This window comes from Streptomyces galbus (genome assembly GCF_005280195.1).
In the GTDB taxonomy this organism is placed as follows: Bacteria; Actinomycetota; Actinomycetes; order Streptomycetales; family Streptomycetaceae; genus Streptomyces; species Streptomyces galbus.
Genome location: NZ_SZPR01000031.1, coordinates 306,994 through 326,353, shown reverse-complemented (window position 1 = coordinate 326,353; position 19,360 = coordinate 306,994). Strand labels below are relative to the sequence as shown.

Sequence of the window (19,360 nt, the reverse complement as noted above, 5' to 3'; positions counted from 1 at the left end):
CGAACCAGCGGAAGTCCTCCAGGGTGCCCAGCCGCGGGTGCACCGCGTCGTGGCCGCCCTCCGGCGACCCGATCGCCCACGGCACCCCCACGTCGTCGGGGCCGGGCGAGAGGGTGTTGTTCCTGCCCTTGCGGAAGGTGGTGCCGATGGGGTGGATCGGCGGCAGGTAGACGACGTCGAAGCCCATCTCCGCGATCGCCGGCAGCCGGCGCGCGGCCGTGCGGAACGTGCCGTGCGGCTCCTCGGGCGTGCCCTCCGAGCGCGGGAAGAACTCGTACCAGGACCCGAACAGCGCCCGCTCCCGCTCCACCAGCAGCGGCAGCGGGTCCGAGGCCGTCACCAGGTCCCGCAGCGGGTGCCGGGAGAGCACCTCGGCCACCTCCGGCGCGAGCGCCGCCGCGAGGCGGGCGGCCGCCGGGCGGGAGGTGTCGCGCAGGCCCTCCACGGCGGCGCGCAGGACGTCGCGCCCGCCGTCCTCGGGCACCCCGTCGGCGGCCCGCTCGTACAGGCGGGCGCCCTCCTCCAGCACCAGCTCCGTGTCCAGACCCGCCGGGATCTTGATCTGGGCGTGGTGCCGCCAGGTGGCGACCGGGTCGCCCCAGGCCTCCACCGTGTACGACCACAGGCCGGGCGCGTCGGGGCGCACGGTGGCGCCCCAGCGGTCCGTGCCGGGGGCCAGCTCGCGCATCGGCGTGAAGGGCCCCGGACGCCCCTCGGGATCGCGCAGCACGACGTCGGCGGCGACCGCGTCGTGCCCCTCGCGGAACACGGTGGCCGAGACCTCGAACGACTCCCCGACGACCGCCTTGGCCGGCCGGCGCCCGTGCTGCACGCACGGGCGGACGTCCAGGACCGGTATGCGCCCCACGGCGGTCCCCGGGCCGCGGCCCCGGGCGCCGGCGGAGGGGTCCTCCGCGGCCGGTGGCCGGGTGCGCCCCGGGGGCGCGGAGCCGGCCCGGGTGGACCGGGACTTGGGGGGTACTGACGAGTGGTGCGTGGCGGGCATGACCGCTCCTGTCCGCATCGAACGGGGGTGGTGGGCGGAGGGAAGGGGGGAGGTGCGTACTGCGGGGTCCGGGGCACGTGCAAGGGGTCGTACCTGAGGCGTGTTTCCCATGCTGCCCCGAACATGTTTCCGGAGGGTGATCTGCCGGGGAACGCGCGAACGTGTCCCGGGGCGTTCCGGGTGATGCGTCGTGCACCGCAGGAGCCTTCCCATGCTCTTCGGGTGGGCAATCCGGCACGTTGCTAACTACTCGCCCGTATGTCGACCCGTCCGACCCGCCCGATTCGAGACATCCGGAACCCGCCCGCCCGTCGCGTCAGCGGACGGCCGGCACCTGCAGGAGTCTGTCCGGCGAACCGGCCCCCCGGCCGGACACCCTCCCGCGCGCCGCGGCCGCCACCAGGGCCCGTCCGACCTCGGCCGGCGACGCCCGCGGGTGGGCGGCGAGGTACAGCGCGGCCGCGCCCGCCGCGTGCGGCGCCGCCATCGACGTACCCGACCACACCGCGCGGCCCGTGTCGCTGCGGTGGGACGCGGAGGTGATCGACACGCCCGGGGCGAACAGGTCGACCGCGGAGCCGAGGTTCGAGGTCGCGGCCCGGGCGTCCCCCGGGCCGGTCGCGCCGACGGTGAGGGCCTCGCGCACGCCGGCGGGGGAGTGCAGGGCGGCGGCCCCGCCGTCGTTGCCGGCGGCGACCACGTAGGTGATCCCGGCCCGGACCGAGGCCCGCACGGCCGCGTCGAGCCGGGCGTCGTACGGCCCGCCGAGGCTCAGGTCGGCGACGGCCGGCCGGCGGGCGTGCCGGGTGACCCAGTCGATCCCGGCGATCACCCGGCCCGTGGTGCCGGCCCCCCGGTCGTCCAGCACCCGTACCGAGACGATCCGCGCCCGCTTCGCCACGCCGTACGTCGCCCCCGCGACCGTGGCCGCGACGTGCGTGCCGTGCCCGTCGGCGTCCGAGGCGGTGCGGTCACCGTCGACGAAGTCCCAGCCGTACCGGGCGCGCCCGCCGAACTCCCGGTGGGTGACGCGCATCCCGGTGTCCAGGACGTAGACCGTGACCCCGGCGCCACCCGAGGCCGGGGCGGAGTAGCGGCCGTCCAGCGGGAGCCGCGGCTGGTCCAGCCGGTCCAGCCCCCAGGACGGCGGTCTGCGCTGCGTCCTCAGCGCCGGCCCGGTGCGCCGGGCCGGCGGCGCGGGCGCCCCGTCCACGGCCACCCGCGTGTCCTGGGCCACCGAGGCGACGTGCGGGTCCGCGGCGAGCCGGCGGGCCTGCCGCGCGCCGGCCGTGACGGCGTAGCCCTGCAGCACCGTGTCGTAGACATGGCCGATTCTCGCCCCGTACCCCTCGACGGTCCGCCGGGTCTCCGCGGAGTCGGCGCGCACCCCCTCCCGCAGCGACACGAGGTAGCTGCCGGCGACGGACCCCGGCGCCCCGGCGCCCACGACGGTCCCCTCCGGTACGGCGTGCGCGGGCAGGGGGACGACCGACAGCGCAGCGGCCGCGACCGCTGCGATCAGCCCCCCTGCCCGGCGCGGTCGCCCGTTCCGCGTCCGAGCCATGCTGCGCGTTCCCTCCCTCGACGCGACGCACACCGCCCTGCGCCGGTGCGTCCGGGGGAAGCCTCTCGTGCGCGGACGAAGGGTCACAAGACGGCCCCGGGGGAGGAAACCGGCCGGATCGGCCGTGTGCGCCCCCGGGTGCGCCACCCCGTCACCCCCGAGACGCCCCCACCAACCCCGAAGTAACCACTACGGTCGGAGATGACGACGAGGACGCACAGCGCCGTGTGTCCCTCCGCACGCGCGACGAGGTGGAATGTGAAGGCGATCCGTCGATTCACCGTCCGACCCGTTCTCCCGGAACCCCTGAGGCCCCTGAGCGACCTGGCGCGCAACCTGCGCTGGTCCTGGCACCCGGAGACCCGTGACCTGTTCCAGTCCGTGGATCCAGAGCGCTGGGCCGCCTCGGACGGTGATCCCGTACGCCTGCTCGGCAGTGTGCGCCCCGCGCGCCTGGCCGAGCTGGCCGAGGACCGCCGCTTCCTGCGCCGGCTCACCGCGGTCTGCGACGACCTGAACGACTACCTGACCGGCGAGCGCTGGTACCAGGCGCAGCCCGGCGGCCTGCCCGCCGCGATCGCCTACTTCTCGCCCGAGTTCGGCATCACCGCCGCCCTGCCGCAGTACTCCGGCGGCCTCGGCATCCTGGCCGGCGACCACCTGAAGGCCGCCAGCGACCTCGGGGTGCCGCTCATCGGCGTGGGCCTGCTCTACCGGCACGGCTACTTCCGCCAGAGCCTGTCCCGGGACGGCTGGCAGCAGGAGCACTACCCGGTGCTCGACCCCAACGAGCTGCCGGTGAGCCTGCTGAAGGAGGAGGACGGCAGCCCGGCGTACGTCGCCCTGGCCCTGCCCGGCGGGCGCCGGCTGCGCGCCCGGATCTGGCTCGCCCAGGTCGGCCGCGTCCCGCTGCTGATGCTCGACTCCGACGTCGAGGACAACGACCCCGGCGAGCGCGGGGTGACCGACCGGTTGTACGGCGGGGGCAGCGAGCACCGGCTGCTGCAGGAGATGCTGCTCGGCATCGGCGGGGTGCGGGCCGTGCGCACCTACTGCCGGCTCACCGGTCACCCGGCGCCCGAGGTGTTCCACACGAACGAGGGACACGCCGGTTTCCTCGGCCTGGAGCGGATCGCCGAGCTGTGCGACGAGCAGCGGCTCGACTTCGACTCCGCCCTGGAGGCGGTGCGGGCCGGCACCGTGTTCACCACCCACACCCCGGTCCCGGCCGGCATCGACCGCTTCGACCGCGAGCTGGTCGCCCACCACTTCGGGGCCGACGCCGAGCTGCCCGGCATCGACGTCGAGCGCGTCCTGCGGCTCGGCATGGAGACCTACCCGGGCGGCGAGCCCAACCTGTTCAACATGGCGGTGATGGGCCTGCGGCTCGCCCAGCGCGCCAACGGCGTCTCGCTGCTGCACGGGCAGGTCAGCCGGGAGATGTTCTCGGGACTGTGGCCCGGGTTCGACCCCGAGGAGGTGCCGATCACCTCGGTCACCAACGGGGTGCACGCCCCGACCTGGGTGGCCCCGGAGGTGTTCCGGCTCGGCGCCCGGCAGGTCGGTGCCCAGCGCGCCGAGGACGTGCTGAGCGTCGGCGGCTCCGAGCGCTGGGACGCCGTGGCCGACATCCCGGACCAGGAGGTCTGGGACCTGCGGCGCGACCTGCGCGAGCAGCTCGTGCAGGAGGTGCGCTCCCGGCTGCGGGCCTCCTGGCGGCAGCGCGGCGCCGGCACCGCCGAGCTGGGCTGGATCGACTCGGTGCTCGACCCGGACGTGCTGACCATCGGCTTCGCCCGCCGCGTGCCGTCGTACAAGCGGCTGACGCTGATGCTGCGCGACCGGGACCGGCTGATGGAGCTGCTGCTGCACCCGGAGCGGCCGGTGCAGATCGTGGTGGCCGGCAAGGCGCACCCGGCGGACGACGGCGGCAAGCGGCTGGTGCAGGAGCTGGTGCGGTTCGCGGACGACCCGCGGGTGCGCGGGCGGATCGTGTTCCTGCCCAACTACGACATGGCGATGGCGCAGAAGCTCTACCCCGGCTGTGACATCTGGCTGAACAACCCGCTGCGGCCGCTGGAGGCGTGCGGCACCTCCGGCATGAAGGCCGCGCTGAACGGCTGTCTCAACCTCTCGGTGCTGGACGGCTGGTGGGACGAGTGGTTCCAGCCCGACTTCGGCTGGGCGATCCCCACCGCGGACGGCGCCGGCACCGACCCGGACCACCGGGACGACGTGGAGGCGGCGGCCCTGTACGACCTGCTGGAGCAGCGGGTCGCCCCGCGCTTCTACGAGCGGGGCCGGCAGGGGCTGCCCGACCGCTGGATCGAGATGGTCCGCCAGACCCTGATGCGGCTCGGCCCGAAGGTGCTGGCCGGGCGCATGGTCCGTGACTACGTCGAGCGGCTCTACGCCCCGGCCGCCGTGGCGCACCGCGCGCTGGACGCCGACACCGCGCGCGACCTCGCCGACTGGAAGGAGCGGGTGCGCGCCTCCTGGCACCAGGTGGCCGTCGAGCACGTCGAGACCTCGGCGGCCACCGCGACCGCGGAACTGGGCAGCACCCTCGCGCTGCGCGTCCACGTGCGCCTCGGGAGCCTGGGCCCCGACGACGTGGAGGTGCAGGCCCTGTCGGGCCGCGTGGACAGCGAGGACCGCATCACGGAGGCGGTGACGGTCGCGCTGAAGCCGGCGGGCGGCGCCGACCAGGAGGGCCGCTGGGTCTACGAGGGGCCCCTCACCCTGGACCGCACGGGCCCGTTCGGCTACACGGTCCGCGTCCTGCCCGCGCACCGGCTGCTGGCCTCCGCCGCGGAGCTGGGCCTGGTCGCGGTCCCGTCGCAGGAGCTGGTCGAGGCGGCGGGCGTGCTGATGCGGTGACCCGGGGGGTGACCCGAGGGGGCGGTCAGGCCGCGTCCTGCGGCGCGCACAGGCGCCGCAGGACCTTCCCGCAGCGCCGGGCGTACGCCTGCTGCAGGCCGCGGGTCGCCGGGCCGCCCGCCTTGGCGTACCACTTGGCCGGGCGGCTGAAGGCGGTGACCGTCAGCCAGACCGTGCCGTCACCGGTGCGGTCGACGACGAAGGACTCCTCGCCGCACTCGGGGTGACCGGTGAGCGTGCCGTACGCCCAGCCCGCGCGGCGGGGCTCGGCCACGGTCCACACCACGCGGCAGGGGGCCTTGATCATGCCGGCCAGGGTGACGGTGACGTCGACGCCCGTGTCGGCCCGCTCGGCCGTGGCGTCGATGCCGACGCCCAGCTCGCGGTGCATCTCCCAGGTGAGGACCGCCTCGGCGGCGCGGCGGAACAGCGCCTCGCCCTCGCCGATGCGGGTGCGCACCTGCATCGGGCGGAAGCCGGGCGGGCAGTCGGCCAGACCCTGACGGGTCGCGCCGACGGCGTCGTAGGTGAAGGCCGGGGACGTCGAGGACATGGTGCCCAAGCGTACGGCGGCACCCGGAAGCCGGGCTTCCTGGGTGCCGCCGTCGTTCGACTACCGGTCGGCTAGTTGACGTTGACCGCCGACCAGGCCGCGGCCACCGCCTTGTACTCGGCGCTGGTGGACCCGTACAGGGCCGACGCCGCGTTCAGCGTCGCCGTGCGGGCGCCCGCGTACTTGGTGGTCGAGGTCATGTACGTGGTCAGCGCCTTGTACCAGATCTGCAGCGCCTTGGCGCGGCCGATGCCGGTGACCGTCGAGCCGTTGTAGGTCGGCGAGTTGTAGCTCACGCCGTTGATGGTCTTCGCGCCGCTGCCCTCGGACAGCAGGTAGAAGAAGTGGTTCGCGACGCCGGACGAGTAGTGCACGTCCTTGCTGCCCACGGTCGAGGACCAGTAGTCGGCGGAGCCGCCGTCCTTGCTGGGCTTGTCCATGTAGCGCAGCGGGGTGCCGTTGCCGTTGATGTTGATCTTCTCGCCGATGAGGTAGTCACCGACGTCGGAGGAGTTGCCCGCGAAGAACTCCACGCCCGTGCCGAAGATGTCCGAGGTGGCCTCGTTCAGGCCGCCGGACTCGCCCGAGTAGTTCAGGCCCGCCGTGTTCGAGGTGACGCCGTGGCTCATTTCGTGGCCGGCCACGTCCAGCGAGGTCAGCGGGTGGGTGTTGCTGCTGCCGTCGCCGTACGTCATGCAGAAGCAGCCGTCGTCCCAGAACGCGTTGACGTAGCCGCTGCTGTAGTGGACGCGGGAGTAGGCGCCGACGCCGTTGTTCTTGATGCCGTTGCGGCCGAACGTCGACTTGTAGAAGTCCCAGGTCTCCTGCGCGCCGTAGGCGGCGTCCGCGGCGGCCGTCTGGTCCGAGGAGGAGCTGGAGGCGGTGCCGGTGCCCCAGACGTTGTCGGCGTCGGTGAACAGGGTGCCGGTGCCGGAGGTGCCGCGGGCCAGGTTGTACGTCTTGTGGCCGCCGCGCGTGGTGTCGTAGAGCTGGTACGTCGAGCCCGACAGGTTGGTGGTCAGGCTGACCGTGCCGGAGTACAGGGTCTTGCCGGTGCCGGTGGCGTTCTCGATGCCCTGGTACTCGTAGAGCTTCTTGCCGGTGGCGGCGTCGGTGATGACGTGGAGCTGGTTCGGGGTGCCGTCGTCCTGGAAGCCGCCGACGACCGTCTCGTAGGCGAGGACGGGGGTGCCGGAGCCGGCCCAGATCACCTTGCGGGCGCCGTCGGCCGCGGCCTTGTCGGAGCCCAGGGTCTTGGCGGCGCCCAGCGCCTGCTTCTCGGCCGCGCCGGCGGCGATCTTCGGCGTGAGCGAGGAGACCTTGATGGCCGCCTTGGTGGCCTTGGTGACGCCCTCGGCCTTGCCCGCCTTCGAGGTGTGCACGATGAGGTCGCCGCCGAGGACCGGCAGGCCGGCGTAGGTGCGCTCGTAGCGGGTGTGGACCGTGCCGTCGGCGTCCTTCACCACGTCCTTGACGACCAGTCTCTCCTGGGCGCCGAGGCCTATCTGCTGGGCCGTGGTGGCCGCTTCCGCCTGCCGCTCCTGCAGCAGCGAGGTGCGGGCGGACGCGGACAGCTGCACCGGGGCGGCGAGCGGGGTCGCCGCGGCCGTGGCGTCCGCCTGGGCGGCGGCCGTGCCGGTGGTCACTCCGGTGGCCAGCAGCGCACCGGCCGCGACGGCGGTGGCGATGGCCAGCGTGCTGCGCTTGTGACGCATCGAGAGGGGAGACACACAAGCTCCTTCGTGGGGGAGTCCGGCTCAGGCGTGGGGCGGCCGACCGGGATCTGAGTGAAGTTGTGCGGCGGGTGAGAGGAAGCCTGACAGCAGGTCGCGTACATGTCATGACCCCCTCGTGATGTTGGCCGAAAAGTGACTGTCCGATGAACGTTGCGGGAATGTGAACGCCCGTCACCTCGGTAAAACGCCAACAGGCCGTCGGTAAGGCCCTGGCAAAATACGGACGCCGCCCCGGGGGTCGGGCCCCCGGGGCGGTGCCCCTGTCCGGGCTGGTGAGGCCGTGCCGCCTACGGGAAGGTCAGGCTCCAGCCGTTGATGTAGCCGGTGTCCTGCGCCGCCTGGTCCTGGACCCGCAACGCCCAGGTTCCGTTGGCGACTTCGGAGGACGCGTCGACCGTGTACGTGGCCTGGACGTTGTCCGCGGAGTCGGAGGAGCTGAAGCTCTTCAGGCGGTACGCCGTGCCGTCCGGGGCCACCAGGTCGACCACCAGGTCGCCGCGCCAGGTGTGCACGATGTCCACCGCGACCTGCAGGTTGGACGGCGCGTTGCCGGTCCGGCCGGAAACGGTGATCGACGAGGTGACCGCCGCGCCGTTGTCCGGAATCGATACGTCGGCCGTGTTCTCGAAGGTGGTGCCGCCACCCCCGCCGCCGCCCGAGCGCGCCCCGACCGCGACCGCCGCCCAGGCGTCCTGGACCGCCTTGTACTCGGCGGAGGAGGTGCCGTACAGCTCGCCGGCCGCCGCCAGGGTGCCGGTGCGGGCGCCCGCGTAGTTGGTGGTCGAGGTGAACTTGGTGCTGAGCGCGCGGAACCAGATCTTCTCCGCCTTGGCCCGGCCGATGCCGGTGACCGGCAGCCCGTCCGCGGTCGGCGAGTTGTAGCTGACGCCGTTGATGACCTTGGCGCCGCTGCCCTCGCTGAGCAGGTAGAAGAAGTGGTTGGCCGGGCCGGAGGAGTAGTGCACGTCCACCGAGCCGATGCCCGAGTACCAGCTGTCCTTGGACGCCCCGTCCTTGCTGGGCTTGTCCATGTAGCGCAGCGGGGTGCCGTTGCCGTTGATGTCGATCTTCTCGCCGATGAGGTAGTCACCGACGTCGGAGGAGTTGTTGGCGTAGAACTCGACCGAGGTGCCGAAGATGTCGCTGGTCGCCTCGTTCAGGCCGCCGGACTCGCCGCTGTAGTTGAGCCCGGCGGTGTTGGAGGTGACGCCGTGCGTCATCTCGTGCCCGGCCACGTCGATGGCGGTCAGCGGGCGGGTGTTGCCCGAACCGTCGCCGTACGTCATGCAGAAGCAGCTGTCCGACCAGAAGGCGTTGACGTAGTTGTTGCCGTAGTGGACCCGCGAGTACGCGCCCACGCCGTCGCCCCGGATGCCGCTGCGCCCGTGCACGTTCTTGTAGTAGTCCCAGGTGAGGGCCGCGCCGTAGTGCGCGTCGGCGCCCGCGGTCTCCGCGTTGGAGGCGCTGCCGTTGCCCCAGACGTCGTCGGGGCCGGAGAACAGCGTGCCGGTGCCGGAGGTGCCCCGGTTGAGGTTGTACGTCTTGTGGTTGCCGCGCGCGGTGTCGGTCAGGGTGTACGTCGACCCCGACTGGCTGGTGCCCAGCGTCACCGTGCCGCTGTACATGGTGTTGCCCGTGCCGGTCTCGATGCCCTGGTACGCGTAGAGCTTCTTGCCGGTGGTGGCGTCCGTGACGACGTGCAGCTCGTTCGGGGTGCCGTCCTCCTGGAGGCCGCCCACCACCGTCTCGTACGCGAGGACCGGGGTGCCGTTCGCGGCCCAGATCACCTTGCGCGGGGCCCGGCCGGCGTCCGCGGTGTCCGCGCCGGCGTCGGCGGCCAGGCGCAGCGCCTGCTTGCGGGCCTGGTCGGCGGGGACGGCCGGGGTGAGCGAGGCGACCTCGACGGTGGCGCGGGTCGCCTTGACCACGCTCCGGGTGTCGCCCGACTTCGCGGTGTCGACGACCAGGTCGCCGCCGAGGACCGGCAGGCCGGCGTAGGTGCGCTCGTAGCGGGTGTGGACCGTGCCGTCGGCGTCCTTGACGACGTCGCGGACGACCAGCGCCTCCTGGGCGCCGAGGCCCAGCTCCCGGGCGGTGGTGGCCTTCGCCGCGTCGGCGTGGCGTATCAGCTCGGCGCGCTGGGCGGGGGTGAGCCGCACGGACTCGGCGCCGGGCCGGGCGGCCGCGGACGCCGAGGAGGGGGCGGCGGACGCGGCGCCCGACTGCACGGCGGCCGCGACCAGGGCCGCGACGCCGACGAGGGCGACGGCCGCGGTCCTGCGGTACGGGGTGGGGGAGGTGCGTCTGCGTGAGGACCTGCTGCTCAACACTGACTCCTTCTGCGGGCCGTGGGTCGCACGGCCGGGGGAGACCGGGCGGCGGGTGGGCCGTCCGGGCAGAACAGGACGTACACAGTGCTCGGAGAACGGCCGTTCCTGTGTGGGTGCTGTGGGGTTCCTGTGGGAGCGGCCGTGGGAAGAGTGGCAGCAGACGACGCTTCCTGTCAGGAGCGCGTCAGAAAGTTGACCGGAAACGGTCCGTTGGCCGGGAGTTCGGGTCCGCTATGCGAACGGTTCACCCGCTGAACGGCGGTTCAGCAGCGCGCTGTTCGTCCGCCCGGTCGCCGTGCCAGGTCCGCCACAGGGCCGCGTACGCGCCGCCCGCCGCCACCAGCTCGTCGTGGGTGCCGAGTTCGGTCAGCCGGCCGTCCTCCATCACCGCCACCCGGTCCGCGTCGTGCGCGGTGTGCAGCCGGTGCGCGATGGCGATGACCGTACGGCCCCGGAGCACCGCGGCCAGCGCGCGCTCGGTGTGGCGCGCGGTCGCCGGGTCCAGCAGGGCGGTCGCCTCGTCCAGGATCAGCGTGTGCGGGTCGGCCAGCACCACCCGGGCCAGCGCGAGTTGCTGCGCCCGCGAGCCGTCCGCGCGGCAACCGCCCTGTCCGAGCCGGGTGTCCAGGCCCAGCGGCAGCCCCCGCACCCACTCCGCCGCCCCCACCGCGCCGAGCGCGGCCCACACCTGCTCGTCGGAGGCGGCCGGTTCGGCGATCAGCAGGTTCTCCCGGACCGTGCCCAGGAAGACGTGGTGCTCCTGCGTGACCAGCACGACCTGGCGGCGCAGCCGCTCCGGCGACAGCCCCGCCACGGGCACCCCGCCCACCGTGACCGTGCCCGCGGTCGGCGCGTCCACCCCGGCCAGCAGCCGGCTCAGCGTGGACTTGCCCGCGCCCGACGGGCCCACGACGGCCAGCCGCTCCCCGGGCCGCACGGTCAGGTCCACCCCGCGCAGCACCTCGCCGCCGCCCTCGTAGGCGTAGCGCACGCCCGCCACGTCGATCCGGTCGTCCACGGGCACCGCGCCCCCGTCCGCCCCGGCGCGCGGCGAGCGCGCGAGGCCCTCCACCCGGGCGAACGAGGCGCCGCTGCTCTGCAATTGCTCCACCCGCATCAGGATCATGTCCAGCGGCTCGGTGAACTGCCGCAGGTACAGCGCGGCCGCCACCACCGCGCCCAGGCTCACCGCGCCGCGCCCGTGCAGCACCCCGCCCACCAGCAGCACCCCCGCCACCGGCAGCGTGTACGACACCTCCACCGCCGGGAAGAACACCGACCGCAGGTACAGCGTGTGGAACCGGGCCCGGCGCGAGGTCTCCAGCGCGTCCCGGCTCGCCGCGGTCCGCCGCTCGCGCAGCCGGAACGCCTCCACCGTCCGCGCCCCGGCCGCCGTGGAGGCCAGCACCTCGGCCACCTCCGAGTCGGCCGCGCCCTGCGCCAGGTAGCCGGCCCGGGCCCGGCGCAGGTACCAGCGCAGCGCCCACCCGAGGGGCGTCAGCGCCAGCACCCCGACCGCGCCCAGCAGCGGGTCGATCGCGAACACCGCGACCAGCAGGAACAGCGCCTGCGCCGAGCACACCAGCAGCTCCGGCCCCGCGTCGCGCAGGGTGGTGCCGACCGCGGCCACGTCCGCGGTGCCGCGCGTGGTCAGGTCGCCCGTGCCGGCCCGCTCCACCACCGACGCGGGCAGCGCCAGCGCGCGGTCCACGAACTCCTCGCGCACCCGGGCCAGCGTCCGCTCGCCGAAGCGGTGGCCCACGTAGCGCGCCCAGCGGGCCAGCAGCAACTGCGCCAGCGAGCAGGCCAGGATGCCGAGCGCCAGCCGGTCCACCGCGCCCGTGCGGCCCCCGTCGCGCACCACGTCGACGATCCGACCGAGCAGCCACGGCCCGGCCACACCCGCGCCGGCGGCCAGCGCGTTCAGCACGATCACCCAGCCGAACGCCCGCCGGTCGGCCCGCACCAGGCGCCCCGCGGCCCGGCGCACCTCCGCGGGTCCGGCGACCGGCAGCCGTCCGCCCGGCGCCCGGTCCGCCCCGCGGGCGTCCGCGCCCCCGCGCCCCGTCACCGCACCGCCCCCTCGGCGTCCTGGCCGGCGTCCTGATCGGTGTCCTGTTCGGCGTCCCGGGCCACCAGCGCCCGGTAGGCCGGCTCCCGCTCCAGCAGCTCCCGGTGCCGGCCCGCCGCCGCGACCTTGCCCCCGACCAGGTGGACCACCGTGTCGGCGTGGTCGAGCACCAGCGGGGAGGTGCTGGTCAGCACGGTCGTGCGGCCCCGCCGGGCCTCCCGCAGCCGCGCGGCCACCGTCGCCTCGGTGTGGGCGTCCAGCGCGGACGTCGGCTCCACCGCCAGCAGCACCTCCGGGTCGGCGAGCAGCGCCCGCACCAGCCGCACCCGCTGGCGCTGCCCGCCCGACAGACTGCGCCCCTGCGCGGACACCGGTGCGTCCAGCCCCCGGGGCAGCCCCTGCACGACGTCCTCGGCGGCCGCCGCCCGCACCGCCCGCGCCAGGGCGTCCGGATCGCGCTCGTGCCGCCCCGACACCACCTCGCGCAGCGTCCCGGCGAACAGGTCGTCCTCCGGCCCGGCGACCAGGATCCGCGCCCTGACCTGGGGCAACGCCACCTCGTCCAGTCGTACGCCGCCCCAGGTGACGTCCGAGGGCGCGTACCGCCCGAGCCGGTCGGCCACGGCGGCGCCGTCCGCGGGGTGCGCCCCGGCCAGCACCGTCAGCCGGCCCGGCACGATCCGCACCCCCGACTCCGGGTCGTACAGCACCGCGGGCTCGGCCGGCGGGTCGGCGCTGCCGTGCTCCGGCTCCGGCTGCAGCCGCAGCAGCCGGGCTACCCGGTCGGCGGCGACCACGCCCCGGCTGAGCTGGTAGCCCATGTCCACCAGGAACGCCACCGGGCCGACCAGCACGGCGACGTAGCCGTACACGGCGATCAGCTCGCCCACGCTGATCTCGCCCCGGGCGGCGAGCCGCGCCGCGCACCAGGTCACCGCCGCGAGGAACACCGTGGGCAGGCCCACCCCGAGCGCCTGCAGCCAACTGGCCACCGCCCCCACCCGGTAGCCCTGCTCGCGCAGCACCGCCGAGTCCCGCCGGAAGGCGTCCGCGAACAGCCCTTTGCCGCCCAGCCCGTTGAGCACGCGCAGCCCGCCCGCGAGGTCGCCCATCCGGGCGGTGAGCACGCCCTGCCGCTCCCGGTACCCGCCCTCCGCACGCTGGAGCCGCGCCATCAGCGGCCCCACCAGCAGGGCCACCACCGGCATCCCGAGCAGCACGACCCCGGCCAGCACCGGTGAGACGGCCAGCAGCAGCCCGGCGACCACGCCGTACACCATGACCGAGCCGACGCCCGGGCCGATCACCGTCAGTGCGTTGCTGACGGTGTGCACGTCACCCACGCCGATGGTGACGACCTCCCCGGCCCCGGTCCGCCGCGGCAGCGCGGCCCCGAGCCGCACCGCGTGCCCGACGACCACCTTCACCGTGCGGAACAGGGCGTCCATCCGCACCCGGGTCATCGTCCGGTGCCGCAGGACGCCCACCCAGGCGTTGACCGCGCCCACCACGACCAGCACCCCGGTCCAGCCGGCCAGCGCCGTCGTGTCCCCCGGCTCCAGCCCGTCGTCGACCGCCCGCGCCAGCAGGTACGGCGCGGCGGCCAGCAGCGCCATCCACACGCTGGCCAGCACCGCCCCGGCCACCGACCGCCCCGGCTGGCAGCGCACCAGCCACCACAGGTAGCGGGCGCCGCCGCGCGGGTCGGGCGTCCCGGGATCCTCGTAGGCGTCGATCACAGCGCACCCCCGTGTCGTCGTGTCCCTGAGGGCCGGCCGGCGTCAGGCCAGGCTGTCCCGCCAGGCCCGGTGCAGGTCCGCGAACCGGCCCGTGCCCGCGATCAGTTCGGCCGGCGTGCCGTCCTCGACGATCCGGCCGTGCTCCATCACCAGAACCCGGTCGGCGATCTCCACGGTCGACAGCCGGTGCGCGATCACCACCGCCGTACGGCCCTCCAGGACCGTCGACATGGCCCGCTGCACCGCCCGTTCGCCCGGCACGTCCAGCGAACTGGTCGCCTCGTCCAGGATCAGCACCGCCGGGTCGGCGAGCAACGCCCGCGCGAACGCGACCAGTTGGCGCTGCCCGGCGGAGATGCGGCCGCCGCGCTTGCGGACGTCGGTGTCGTAGCCGTCGGGCAGGGAGCTGATGAACTCGTGGGCGCCGATGGCCTTGGCCGCCCGCTCGATCTCCTCCCGGGACGCCTCGGGCCGGCCGATGGCGATGTTCTCCGCGACCGTGCCGGAGAACAGGAACGCCTCCTGCGTCACCATGACCACCCCGCGCCGCAGCTCCCGCACCGACAGCTCGCGCAGGTCGACCCCGTCGAGCAGGACCCGGCCCGCGGAGGGGTCGTAGAAGCGGGCGAGCAGCTTGGCCAGCGTCGACTTGCCGGCGCCGGTCGAGCCGACCACCGCGACGGTCTGCCCGGCCGGCAGGGTCAGGGCGAAGCGGGGCAGCACCTCGCCGCCGGTGCGGTAGCCGAAGCTCACCTGGTCGAAGACCACCTCGCGGCCCGGGTGCCCGCCCGCGCGCGGCGGAAGCTCACGGGGCACCGACGGCTCGGGCACCGTCGGGGTCTGCGCCAGCAGGCCCGCGATCTTCTCCAGCGAGGCGGCCGCCGACTGGTAGGAGTTCAGGAACATCCCGAGCCGGTCGATCGGGTCGTACAGCCGCCGCAGGTACAGCACCGCCGCCGCCAGCACGCCCAGTTCCAGCGAGCCGCCCGCCACCCGGTGGGCGCCCCACAGGACGATCCCCGCGACCGCCGTGTTGGCGACCAGCCGCGAGCCGACGACGTAGCGGGCCATCTCCAGCAGCGCGTCCCCGTTGGTGCGCTCGTGCCGCCGGTTCAGCTCCGCGAACTCGGCGTCGTTCACGGCCTCCCGGCGGAACGCGCGCACCGGCCGGATGCCGTTCATCGTCTCCACGAACTTCACGATCACCGCGGCGATGCGCGTGGACCGCTCCTGGTACACCCGGCCCGCGCGCCGCCGGTAGAGCCGCACCAGCAGGTACAGCGGCACGAACGACGCCACCGCGACCGCCCCGAGGCCCAGGTCCAGCCAGAGCAGCATCGCCGAGATGTACAGGAACGACAGCACCACGGTGACCAGTTCCTGCAGGCCCTCGTTCAGCAGCTCGCGCAGCGACTCCACGTCCGTGGTGGAGCGGGAGATCAGCCGGCCGGAGGTGTACCGCTCGTGGAAGTCGATGCTCAGCGCCTGCGCGTGCCGGAAGATCCGCCCGCGCAGGTCCAGCAGCACGTCCTGGTTGACCCGGGCGGACAGCGCGATGAAGGCGTACTGCAGCGCGCCCGAGAGCAGCGCGCACAGCAGGTAGCCGGCCCCCACCGCGACGAGCGGCCCGGTGTCGTCGTGGTCCCGGAACGCCGGTACGGCCCGGTCGATCGCGTACGCCACCAGCAGCGGGCCCGCCTGCACGGCCGCCTGCTGGAACAGCAGCAACAGGGTCGTCACCGTGACGCGGGCCCGCATCGGGGCGAGCAGCGAACGCAGCAGCGCGGCGGTGGCGCCCGGGGGAGTGGGCAGGACGTCACGGTCGAACGGGTCGCCCGCGCCCCGGCGGCGGGGTGCGGCGCCGGCGTCGTCCTCCGCGCCGGTGAGCGGTTCGGCGGGGGTGCTGGGGGCGGTCATCGGCGGTCGGCCTCCTGTTCCCCGGGCTGCCCGGACTCCCCGGACATCAGATGGGCGTACTCGGCGTTGCCGCGCAGCAGTTCCTGGTGGGTGCCCACGGCGACGATCCGGCCGCCGGAGAGCAGGGCGACCCGGTCGGCGAGCAGCACGGTCGAGGGGCGGTGGGCGACGATCAGCGCGGTGGTGTCGGCGAGGACCTGCCGCAGCGCGGCCTCCACGGCGGCCTCGGTGTGCACGTCGAGCGCGGACAGCGGGTCGTCCAGCACCAGGAAGCGCGGCCGCCCCACGACGGCCCGGGCGAGCGCGAGGCGCTGGCGCTGGCCGCCGGACAGGCTCAGGCCCTGCTCGCCGACCTGGGTGTCGGCGCCGTTCGGCAGCCCGTGCACGAACGCGGCCTGCGCCACGGCGAGCGCCCGCTCCAGCTCCTGGGGTCCGGCGTCGCCGCCCGCGCCCATGAGGACGTTCTCCCCGACGGTCGCCGAGAACAGGGTGGGCTCCTCGAAGGCGACGGCCACCAGGGAGCGCAGCTCGTCCCTCGGCAGGCCGGCGATGTCGCGCCCGTCGAGCGTGATCCGCCCGGAGGTGACCTCGTGCAGCCGGGGCACCAGCGCGGTGAGCGTGGTCTTCCCGCTCCCGGTGGCCCCCACCAGCGCCATGGACTCGCCGGGCCGGATGTGCAGGTCGATCCGGTCGAGCACGGGAGGGGAGCCGGGCGGGGCGTCGGGGTAGCGGAAGGTGACGCGCTCGAAGCGCAGACCGGCGCCGGCCGCCCCGGGCTCCCGCCGCACGACGGCTCCCCCGGACTCCGGCTCCTCGTCCATCACCTCGAAGTACCGCTCGGTGGCCGTCGCCGCCTCCTGGCTCATGGCGAGCAGGAAACCGATCGACTCCACGGGCCAGCGCAGCGCGAGCGCCGTGGACAGGAACGCCACCAGCGTCCCCGCCGACAGGTCCCCGTCGGCCACCTGCACCGCGCCCACCACCAGCGCGGCCGCGATCGCCACCTCCGGCAGGGTCACGATGACCGCCCAGATCAGCGCCAGCAGCCGGGCCTTGCGCAGTTCCGTCCCGCGCAGCGTCCCGGACAGCTCCCGGAAGGCGCGCGCCTGACTGCGGTGCCGCCCGAACCCCTTGATGATCCGGATGCCGAGCACGCTCTCCTCGACGACGGTGGTCAGGTCGCCCACCTGGTCCTGGGCGAGCCGCGCGACGTCGGCGTACCGCTTCTCGAAGACCACGCAGGTGATCACCACGGGCACGGCGGGGCCGAGGATCACCAGGCCGAGCGTCCAGTCCTGCAGCAGCATGATGACCACGCCCACCAGGATCGTCACGCCGTTGACCAGCAGGAACGTCAGCGGGAACGCCAGGAACATGCGCAGCAGCATCAGGTCGGTGGTGCCCCGGGACAGCAACTGCCCCGACGCCCACCGGTCGTGGAAGGCGATCGGCAGCCGCTGCAGGTGCCGGTAGAGGTCGGCGCGCATCTCCGCCTCGACGTGCGACAGCGGGCGCGCTACGAGCCACCGCCGCAGCCCGAACAGCAGCGCCTCGGCGAGCCCCAGCAGCAGCAGGTACAGCGCGCCGAGCCACACCCCGCCCGGGTCCCGGTCGGCGACCGGCCCGTCCACCATCCACTTGAGCACCAGCGGGATGACGAGTCCCACGCAGGAGGCGACGACCGCGATGAACGCGGCGGTGAACAGCCGTGCCCGCACCGGCCGTACGTACGGCCACAGCCGCAGCAGCGTCCGTACGGCGGACCGGTCCTCGGCGGGGGCCTCTTCGGTGGTTGCGCGCGTCGTCGACATCAGGAGCGAGCCTACGGTTCACCGCTGACATCGCCCAGCGAGTTTCGGCCCGGATCGGGCTCCTCCGCCGGTCCTACGACCTGCGTGTTCGGCCCCGCCGGCCACCGGGGGGCGCCACCCGTGCGGCGCGGCGGGTCAACGGTCCGCGACCCGCATCTCGAACCACGTGGTCTTGCCCCGCGGCAGCAGGTCGACCCCCCAGCGGTCGGACAGCTTGTCGACGAGGAAGAGGCCGCGGCCGCTGAGGTCGGTCTCCTGCACGGGCAGGAGGCAGGGCAGGGCCCGGGAGGGGTCACGGACCTCGACGCGGATGCGGCCGCGCGGACGCCGCATGCGCAGCCCGAAGGCGCGGGCCCCGGTGTGCCGTACGGCGTTGCCGACCAACTCGGAGACGAGGAGGACGACGTCCTCGGCGGTCCGGGGGGACAGGCCCCACTGGCGCAGGACGACGACCTGGGCCAGCCGGCGGGCGGTGGCGGCGGACTCGGGGCGCGAGGCGAGCGGCACCTCGCCCTCCGTCGGGTTGCCGTACAACTCGATGGCCTCGAGCGCCCGTTCGTCCTCGACCGCGGGCGACCAGCGCGCCGCGTCGACACGCCCGTGCCCTCGCGGTTGTCCGCCACCCTGCAGCCCCGCCATGCCCCCATCATGGCCGCCGGGTGACCGCCGTGTGGGTGTTCCGGGGGAATCCACCCCCCGGAAGCACCCGTTCCGGGCCCCGCTCCCGTCATATGCCAACGGCATGTCGACGTCGGTCAAGGACCCTTTCACCTGCGGGAATGACGCGTCGTCAGGCAATCCACCGGCTCCCTCGGCAAGGCAGGCTTAAGGTGAGCTTAAGACTCCCATAAGCCGCCCCGCCGACGGGCCCGGATCAGACATCCCGTCAACTGCAAGGGGTGCGGGTCACTTTGCTCCCGGAGATTCCTCACACCGGGCGGACCGCCGCGCAGGGATCAGAGGAACTTCGCCTTGCCCGGGCCCTCCTCCACGAAGCTGCGCATGCCGCGCTCGCGGTCCTCGGTCGCGAAGAGCCCCGCGAACCAGGTGCGCTCCACCGCGAGGCCCGTCTCGATGTCCGTCTCCAGGCCGGTGTCGACGGCCTCCTTGGCCGCCCGCAGCGCCAGCGCCGGGCCCTGCGCCAGCTTCGCCGCCCAGGCGTGCGCCTGCGCGTACACCTCGCCGGCCGACACCACCCGGTCCACCAGGCCCAGCGTCAGCGCCTCGTCGGCCTTGACCATCCGGCCGGTGAAGATGAGGTCCTTGGCCCTGGACGGGCCGACCAGCCGCGCCAGCCGCTGGGTGCCGCCCGCGCCCGGGATCAGGCCCAGCAGGATCTCCGGCTGGCCCAGCTTGGCGTCCTCGGCGGCGATCCGGTAGTCCGCGCACAGCGCCAGCTCGCAGCCGCCGCCCAGGGCGTAGCCCGTCACGGCCGCCACCACCGGCTTGGGGATGCGGGCGACCGCCGTGAAGGAGTCCTGCAGCGCGCGGGCGCGCAGGACCATCGCGGTGTGGTCCATCGCCTGCATCTCCTTGATGTCCGCGCCCGCCGCGAACACCTTCTCGCCGCCGTACAGGACCACCGCGCGCACGTCGTCGCGGCGCGTGGCCTCCTCGGCGAGCTCCTTCAGCCGGTCCTGCGTGGCCACGTCCAGCGCGTTCATCGGCGGGCGGTCCAGGCGCAGCGTCCCGACACCCTCGGCGACTTCCAGATTCACGGTCATGCCAGCAGGTTAACGGGCACTAACGCCCG

General features: G+C 74.3%; 12 protein-coding genes. 1 reads left to right on the top strand and 11 read right to left on the bottom strand.

Annotated features, from left to right (window positions below):
• Both E4U92_RS32090 and E4U92_RS32085 read right to left on the bottom strand, forming a co-directional pair.
• Positions 1 to 1,006: maltotransferase domain-containing protein (locus E4U92_RS32090; protein ID WP_137303940.1), on the bottom strand; the 1,006-nt coding region annotated here is incomplete at its 3' end.
• A 316-nt stretch (positions 1,007 to 1,322) separates the two neighbouring features.
• Positions 1,323 to 2,570 (bottom strand): S8 family peptidase, encoded by a 1,248-nt coding sequence (locus E4U92_RS32085; RefSeq protein WP_137303939.1) that lies wholly within the window; start codon positions 2,568 to 2,570, stop codon positions 1,323 to 1,325.
• A gap of 258 nt (positions 2,571 to 2,828) precedes the next feature.
• Here E4U92_RS32085 and E4U92_RS32080 point away from each other — a divergent pair, with 258 nt between their 5' ends.
• Positions 2,829 to 5,450, top strand: a complete 2,622-nt coding sequence (locus tag E4U92_RS32080; RefSeq protein ID WP_137303938.1) for a glycosyltransferase family 1 protein — start codon at positions 2,829 to 2,831, stop codon at positions 5,448 to 5,450.
• A gap of 25 nt (positions 5,451 to 5,475) precedes the next feature.
• Here E4U92_RS32080 and E4U92_RS32075 read toward each other — a convergent pair whose 3' ends face one another.
• From E4U92_RS32075 to E4U92_RS32035, 9 genes are all read right to left on the bottom strand, one after another.
• Positions 5,476 to 6,003, bottom strand: a complete 528-nt coding sequence (locus tag E4U92_RS32075) for a DUF1990 family protein (RefSeq protein ID WP_137303937.1) — start codon at positions 6,001 to 6,003, stop codon at positions 5,476 to 5,478.
• A 71-nt stretch (positions 6,004 to 6,074) separates the two neighbouring features.
• Positions 6,075 to 7,733, bottom strand: a complete 1,659-nt coding sequence (locus E4U92_RS32070; RefSeq protein ID WP_174864102.1) for a M4 family metallopeptidase — start codon at positions 7,731 to 7,733, stop codon at positions 6,075 to 6,077.
• 293 nt (positions 7,734 to 8,026) lie between these two features.
• Entirely contained in the window at positions 8,027 to 10,066 is a 2,040-nt protein-coding gene (locus tag E4U92_RS32065; RefSeq protein ID WP_137303936.1) for a M4 family metallopeptidase, read from the bottom strand.
• 247 nt (positions 10,067 to 10,313) lie between these two features.
• Positions 10,314 to 12,140, bottom strand: coding sequence for an ABC transporter ATP-binding protein (locus E4U92_RS32060; RefSeq protein WP_174864100.1), 1,827 nt, complete (start codon positions 12,138 to 12,140; stop codon positions 10,314 to 10,316).
• Entirely contained in the window at positions 12,137 to 13,879 is a 1,743-nt protein-coding gene (locus tag E4U92_RS32055; RefSeq protein ID WP_137303935.1) for an ABC transporter transmembrane domain-containing protein, read from the bottom strand. Before E4U92_RS32055 ends, E4U92_RS32060 begins: the two co-directional genes overlap by 4 nt.
• A gap of 42 nt (positions 13,880 to 13,921) precedes the next feature.
• Complete coding sequence (locus E4U92_RS32050; protein WP_137303934.1) at positions 13,922 to 15,796, bottom strand: ABC transporter ATP-binding protein; 1,875 nt, start codon at positions 15,794 to 15,796, stop codon at positions 13,922 to 13,924.
• Positions 15,793 to 17,607: an ABC transporter ATP-binding protein gene (locus E4U92_RS32045; protein WP_137303933.1), complete on the bottom strand. Its 1,815-nt coding sequence runs from the start codon at positions 17,605 to 17,607 to the stop codon at positions 15,793 to 15,795. Before E4U92_RS32045 ends, E4U92_RS32050 begins: the two co-directional genes overlap by 4 nt.
• 135 nt (positions 17,608 to 17,742) lie before the next feature.
• Positions 17,743 to 18,246 (bottom strand): ATP-binding protein, encoded by a 504-nt coding sequence (locus E4U92_RS32040; RefSeq protein ID WP_168373145.1) that lies wholly within the window; start codon positions 18,244 to 18,246, stop codon positions 17,743 to 17,745.
• A gap of 317 nt (positions 18,247 to 18,563) precedes the next feature.
• The gene (locus E4U92_RS32035) at positions 18,564 to 19,331 is read right to left on the bottom strand and encodes an enoyl-CoA hydratase/isomerase family protein (RefSeq protein ID WP_137303932.1); all 768 of its coding nucleotides are present in this window, start codon (positions 19,329 to 19,331) and stop codon (positions 18,564 to 18,566) included.
• Between the last annotated feature and the right edge of the window lie 29 nt (positions 19,332 to 19,360).